This is a genomic window from Arthrobacter sp. Y3223164 (genome assembly GCF_059091005.1).
This window is the reverse complement of record NZ_JBNHGF010000149.1, coordinates 1-6,363: the sequence shown is the minus strand read 5'-3', so window position 1 is coordinate 6,363 and position 6,363 is coordinate 1. Positions and strand designations below refer to the sequence as shown.

The 6,363-nt window shown below is 67.7% G+C and carries 6 protein-coding genes; 5 read left to right on the top strand and 1 reads right to left on the bottom strand.

The features are described 5' to 3' along the window. Nucleotides 1-300: 300 nt before the first annotated feature. The 5 genes from AC5RUJ_RS09235 to AC5RUJ_RS09215 all read left to right on the top strand — a co-directional run bounded on the left by AC5RUJ_RS09235 (nt 301) and on the right by AC5RUJ_RS09215 (nt 5,539). Nucleotides 301-1,554 carry an amidohydrolase gene (locus AC5RUJ_RS09235; protein WP_494013748.1) on the top strand — a complete coding sequence of 418 codons (1,254 nt, stop codon included), beginning with the start codon at nt 301-303 and terminating at the stop codon, nt 1,552-1,554. A gap of 23 nt (nt 1,555-1,577) precedes the next feature. Further along, on the top strand, nt 1,578-3,107 hold the full coding sequence (locus AC5RUJ_RS09230) for an MFS transporter (protein WP_494000836.1): 1,530 nt from the start codon (nt 1,578-1,580) through the stop codon (nt 3,105-3,107). A gap of 82 nt (nt 3,108-3,189) precedes the next feature. Further along, nucleotides 3,190-3,789, top strand: coding sequence for a protoglobin domain-containing protein (locus AC5RUJ_RS09225; RefSeq protein WP_494025215.1), 600 nt, complete (start codon nt 3,190-3,192; stop codon nt 3,787-3,789). A gap of 367 nt (nt 3,790-4,156) precedes the next feature. Further along, complete coding sequence (locus tag AC5RUJ_RS09220; RefSeq protein ID WP_494025214.1) at nt 4,157-5,062, top strand: sulfite exporter TauE/SafE family protein; 906 nt, start codon at nt 4,157-4,159, stop codon at nt 5,060-5,062. Nucleotides 5,063-5,074: 12 nt separating this feature from the next. Beyond that, complete coding sequence (locus tag AC5RUJ_RS09215; protein ID WP_494000839.1) at nt 5,075-5,539, top strand: RrF2 family transcriptional regulator; 465 nt, start codon at nt 5,075-5,077, stop codon at nt 5,537-5,539. An 83-nt stretch (nt 5,540-5,622) separates the two neighbouring features. Here the strand turns inward: AC5RUJ_RS09215 and AC5RUJ_RS09210 are convergent. Further along, nucleotides 5,623-6,363: MFS transporter (locus AC5RUJ_RS09210; protein ID WP_494155782.1), on the bottom strand; the 741-nt coding region annotated here is incomplete at its 5' end.

The following is a 6,363-nucleotide window of genomic DNA, read 5'->3' as shown; positions in this document are numbered from 1 at the left end:
TGCGCAGAGCCTGCAGCGGCTGCTTTTCGCGGATGCCATCGGCGTGGAGTTCCCGCTGGCCGTGCTGCGCGGCGGGTCCGTGGTGGAGCTGACCGCCTGGCCGGTGGAAATGTCAGCCGGTTAAAGCGCGAGCCGCGGCCTTTGGCCCGCCGTGCGCGGCGCCCGTGCCTCGGATGCGGAATCGCAGGGGGCCGGGACACCGCCGTCGTCGTTGTGTCTGAACGGTCCAGGTCCTACCGTTGGAGGAAGCACGCCTAACCAGCCGGCCCCCACTTCGGCCGGCGGACCAGGAGGGCAACCATGGCGATCACGGACGGCCTCGCCGGCTCACTCGAGCGGGAGCTGGGCTGGCAACGGGACCTGTACAAGGACCTGCACCGGAACCCCGAGCTCAGCATGGAAGAACACCACACCGCCGACCTGATCGCGCGGGAGCTGACCGGCTTCGGCTACGAGGTCCAGCGGATCGGCGGGACGGGCGTCGTCGGGGTCCTCAACAACGGTTCCGGCAGCACGGTGCTGGCACGGGCGGACATCGATGCGCTGCCGGTCGCCGAGGCCACCGGCCTGGACTACGCCGCAGAGACCACCGCGAAGCTTCCCGGAGGCGGGACCACCGGCGTCATGCACGCCTGCGGCCACGACATGCACATCGTGTCCCTGCTGGGTGCGGCGAAGCTGATGGCCGGACACAGGGACCGCTGGGCGGGCACCTACGTGGCGCTCTTCCAGCCGGGAGAGGAGACTGCCGCCGGAGCCCGGGCAATGGTCGACGACGGCCTGGCCGCCAGGATTCCTACACCGGACGTCGCCTTCGCCCAGCATGTGATGCCCACCGAGGCCGGGAAGATCGGCACCACGGCCGGCCCCATCCTCTCGGCCGGCGACTCCCTGAAAATTACCGTCTACGGGCGCGGCGCCCACGGCTCCATGCCGCACAACTCCGTGGACCCCGTGGTGCTGGCCGCATCGATCGTGCTGCGGCTGCAGACCATCGTTTCCCGCGAGACCAAGCCGGGCGAATTCGCGGTGGTGACTGTCGGCGCCTCCAACGCGGGCACCAAGTCCAACATCATCCCGGACCGTGCCGAGCTGCTGCTGAACCTGCGCACGTACGACCTGGGCCTGCGGGAACGGATCATGGCATCGATCGAACGGATTGTCCGCGGCGAGTGTGCGGCCGCCGGATCGCCCCGCGACCCGGAGTTCGAGTACTACGACCAGTTCCCGTTGACCAGCAACGACGCCGAAACGACCGAGCGCATCACGGCCGCCTTCAGCCGGCATTTTGGGGGCGATCAGGTCTACCGTGCCGAACCCGTCACGGCCTCCGAGGACTTCAGCCGGATTCCGGATGCCCTCGGGGTGCCCTACACCTATTGGACGGTCGGCTCCGTTCCGGCCGACGTTTACCGGGAAGCCGTGGAGAACGGCACTGTCTCCGAAGACATTCCGGCCAACCACTCACCGTTCTTCGCTCCCGCCATCGACCCGACGCTCTCCGTCGCCACCCAGGCGCAGGCCGTTGCAGCTCTGGAGTACTTGGCAAAGTAAGGCAATGTAAGGGGTCGTTTGCCATGACCGAATCCACCACGACCACAGTCCGCACGGACTGGAAACCTACCGACAAGTGGCTGCTGGGCATCGTCCTGGCCGTCATCAATTTCTGGCTCTTCGCGCAGACTTTGCTCAACGTCATCCCGGGGATCCGGGACCAGCTTGGGGTCGAACAGACGCTGGCCAACCTGGCCGTCTCCATCACGTCGCTGTTTTCCGGGATATTCATCGTCGTCGCGGGCGGACTCGCCGACCGGATCGGCCGGGCCAAGATCATGTACGCCGGGATCTACCTCAGCATTCTCGGCTCCCTGCTCATCGCGCTGACACCGGAAAACCTTGGCGGCCTCACCGACTTCATGCTGCTGGGCGGCCGCGCGATCCAAGGCCTGTCCGCCGCGTGCATCATGCCTTCGACCATGGCGCTGATCAAGAGCTACTACGAGGGTAAGGACCGGCAGCGGGCACTCTCGTATTGGTCCATCGGCTCCTGGGGCGGCTCGGGCTTCTGCGCCCTGTTCGGCGGCCTGATGGCCACCTCCTTCCTGGGCTGGCGGTCCATCTTCTGGATTTCGATCGTGCTGTCGGTGCTGGCGCTGTTCCTGCTCCGGGGCACGCCCGAGTCGCGGGCGGCAGCCGATCCGGAGGCCGCCGGGCACCGCTTCGACTGGGGCGGGCTGGCCTGCTTCATCGTCATGCTGGTGGCCATCAACGTGTACATCTCCCAGGGGCCGGCCATCGGCTGGTTCAGTTGGCCGGGGGTCGCGCTGGTGGCCGCTTTCGTGGTGTTCGGCCTGCTGTTCCTGCAGATCGAAAGCCGCCGCCACTTCGCTTTCGTGGACCTGAAGCTGTTCAGGAACGGCACCTTCACCGGCGCGACGCTGTCCAACTTCCTGCTCAACGGAGCCGCGGGCACGCTGATCGTTTCGCTGGGACTGGTGCAGGTGGCCGCCGGGTTGAGCTCGCTGCAATCGGGCCTGCTGACGCTCGGCTACCTGATCGCCATCCTCGCCACCATCCGGGTGGGCGAGAAGCTGCTGCAGCGCTTCGGCCCGAAGAAGCCGATGCTGTGGGGCAGCATGATCACTGGCGTCGGCATCCTGCTGTGCTCCACCACGTTCCTGCACATCGAAGAGTACATAGTGCTCACCGTCATCGGGTTCACCCTGTTCGGCGTCGGCCTGGGGTTCTACGCCACCCCGTCCACCGACGCCGCCCTGTCCAACGTCCCGGACGCCCAGGTGGGTGCGGCGTCCGGCATCTACAAGATGGCGTCCTCGCTGGGCAATGCCATCGGCGTGGCCATCTCCGCGGCACTGTATGTGGCCGCACAGGCGGTGAACCCGGAACTCATCCAGTCCTGGGGCCTGTTCATCGGCCGCCAGGACAACGTGGCGCTGCGCTTCGGCGGGGCGGTCGGGCTGTTGTTTAACGTCTTCATGGTCGTGGTCGCCATCGCCTCGATTATCGTCACGGTCCCCGCCACCAGGAGCAAGGAGGAGGAAGAGGCCCGGCCGGACGTGGTCCCGCCGCCGGCCTTCGGCAACTAGGCATCGTTGACCCCACCGGCGTCGCAGAGTATAAATGGCCGTTCAAGGCGCCGGTCCCAAACCTTCCAGCGGAGGCACTGCCATGTCGGTCCATGCATCCAGCGGTTCAGACATCCCCGGCTACGAGTACGGCACGGTGGCGCATTCACCGGTCACGTTGGCCGAGCTCGATGAGCTCAAGGCCAGCGCCATGTTTGGCGACGAGGACGCCACCCTGCTGCACCGGGCCGGCGAGATCCTTGACGGCCAGGTGGAGGACGTGCTCGACGTCTGGTACGGATTCGTCGGCGGCCAACCCCAGCTGGTCGCGCACTTCTCCCGGCCCGACGGCCCGCCCATTGAGGACTACCTGAATGCGGTCCGCCGCCGGTTTGGCCAGTGGATCAGGGATACCTGTACCAAGCCCTACGACCAGGAGTGGCTGGACTACCAAAACGAAATCGCCCTGCGGCACACCCCCGAACACAAGAACGAAACCGACCACGTAGGGTCCACTCAGGTCGTCCCGTTGCGCCACCTCATCGCGCTGATCGGGCCGGTGGTCACCACGATGCGGCCGTTCCTGGCCAGCGGCGGGGATCCCGTGGAGAAGGTCGACGCCATGATGCAGGCATGGCTGAAGGCAGTGGTCCTGCAGATCGCGCTCTGGTCCCGGCCCTACACGCTGCCGGGCGAGTGGTGACGGCGACCGGCGGAAGGATCAACGCCAGGGCAACTCCGGTTCTGCCCCGGCCGATACCCAGCCCCAGGGGAATGGTGATGCAGGGCGCCTGAAATTTCAGCGGCGCCTCGATCACCGACATGCCGACAATCAGGCCCAGTGGGCCGGCAGCACCAGCCGCGCCGCCATGCGCAGGCAAACCGTGTTGTGCCTCCCAGTCCACGCTCCGTCCTACGTTTCCGCGGGAGCGGCACGGCCAACCGCGCACGCTCCTCAAGATTTGCTAAGGGATGTTTGCGCACGACGGATTGCTATCGACACGGACCCGTGGTGTCCATACACTCCAAACTCTAGTAACTTACTAGTGTTTCGGGGGAAAGGCACTCACATGCGCAATTTGTTCCTCATGGCCATCGTCGGCCTCCTCGCCCAGATGGTCGACGGCTCGCTCGGCATGGGATACGGCGTGACTTCGTCCAGCCTCATGATTGCCGTGGGCATCGCTCCCGCTGCGGCCAGCGCAGCAGTCCACCTCTCCGAGGTCGGCACGGCGCTGATCTCCGGATTCGCCCACCACAAGTTCGGCAACGTCGACTGGCGCATCGTCGGGATCATGGCGGTTCCGGGGGGCATCGGCGCCTTCATGGGAGCCAACTTCCTGGTCAGCCTGCCGGCCGACGTCGCCAAGCCGTGGGTTGCCCTGCTGCTTTTCCTGCTCGGTGCCTACGTCCTGTTCCGGTTCCTGATCCTGTCCGGCCGCCGGCCGCAGTTCAAGGGCCAGGTCAAGGCCGTCGTCCTGATGCCGCTTGGCCTCGTCGCCGGCACGATGGACGCCATCGGCGGCGGCGGCTGGGGGCCGATCGGCACCACCTCGCTGCTGTCCACCGGCAAGATCGAACCCCGCAAGGTCATCGGCTCAATTTCCGCCACCGAGTTCATCGTTGCGGTCAGTGCCTCGGTGGGCTTCCTGCTCGCGCTCGGACGGGAGGGCATTAACTTCGCCTGGGTTCTGGCCCTGCTTGCCGGCGGCGTCATCGCGGCCCCCGTCTCGGCGTGGCTGGTTCGACACCTGGCCGCGGCGGTCCTCGGCGTAGCAGCCGGAAGCCTCATCATCCTGACCAACGCCAAGACCATGATGGAGACGTGGGGCGGGGCGGAAAAGAACTCCGCCCCGGTGTGGCTCACGCTGGCAGTCCTGGCGGTCGCGGCCGGCCTGTTGATCACGCAGTCCGTCCGCAGGGAGTTGCGCCGACGCCGCGAGGAGGAGCCCGAGCTGGAGCTCGCCGGCGCCTGAGACAATGGGCGGGTGCACATCACCGCCAAATCCGACTACGCCCTGCGCGCCCTGATCGTCATCGCCCGGTCGTCCGAAGCGCAGACCGGGACGCTGGCGGCCGAGGCCATAGCGGCCGCCCAGGGCATCCCGCACAACTACTTGCTGTCGATTCTCGCCGATCTGCGGCGCAGCGGCATTGTGCGCAGCCGCCGCGGCCAGGGCGGCGGTTGGCACCTTGCCCGCACCGCGGTGGAGATCACCGTCGCCGACATCATCCGCGCGGTGGACGGGCCGCTGGTGAGCGTGCACGGGGTGCGGCCCGAAGCGGTTCAATACGAGGACCCGGCGGCGGTTCTCCAGCCGGTCTGGATTGCCGCGCGCAGCAGCCTGCGCGAAGTTCTGGAGTCGGTTACCCTGGACCAGCTTGCCTCCGGTCAGCTGCCCGCAGAAGTCACCGGGCGCAGTTCGCGCGACGATGCGTGGGAGCCCAGGTAGACATGCCTCATCGCCTTGCCTTCCCGCGGCGGGGCGACGATCAGTGGACGGCTTGAGCCGGGCCCGGCGAAGGCGGCCGCCCTCTAGCCTGCCCGCCCTGTTCCCCCGGTGCCGGCCGACGCAGCCTTCGACGGCACCCTGCCGTTGACGCGGTAGCGCGGGTTCCTGCGCCGGCCGCCGGCCGCGGGCGGGTCTTCGATGTTCCTGGGCCCGTTGATCATGACGGCGCCGACCAGCATGACCACGATGCAGGCGCCCAGCATGGCGAACGAAGCGGTCCAGGAGCCGGTGGCCTCGTGCACCACGCCGAACAGCAGCGGGGCGACGCCCGCGCCGGCGTAGCCGATGCCCTGGCTGAAGCCGGACAGGACCGCCGAGCCGTGCGTGGTGCGCGAGCGAAGGTTCACCATCAGCAGCGCGGTGGCGAAGGTGCCCTGGCCCAGCCCGGAGAGGGTCATCCACCACCAGGTGCCGCTCTCCGGCGAGAGCAGCAGGCCCAGATGCCCGCCCACCCAGCAGGCGGTGAACACCAAAATGGCGGCGATGGGGTGCCTCAGCCGCGGCACGATCAATGGCACGAGCAGGCTGGCGGGCAGCCCGAGGATGGCGAAGTACGCCAGCGCCGACCCCGCCGTCGCGGCGTCAATGCCGTGTTCGGTCAGGTACGGCGGCAGCCACGCGAAGTACACATACGTCTGCGCGGAGTTGCCGGCCAGGAAGATGGCCAGGCCCCAGGCCACCGGTGAACGCCACGGATTCAGCTTCACCGGCCCCGCCGCGGCTTCGCGGGCGCGAACGGCAGGCCCGTCGCCGCGGACCGGTCC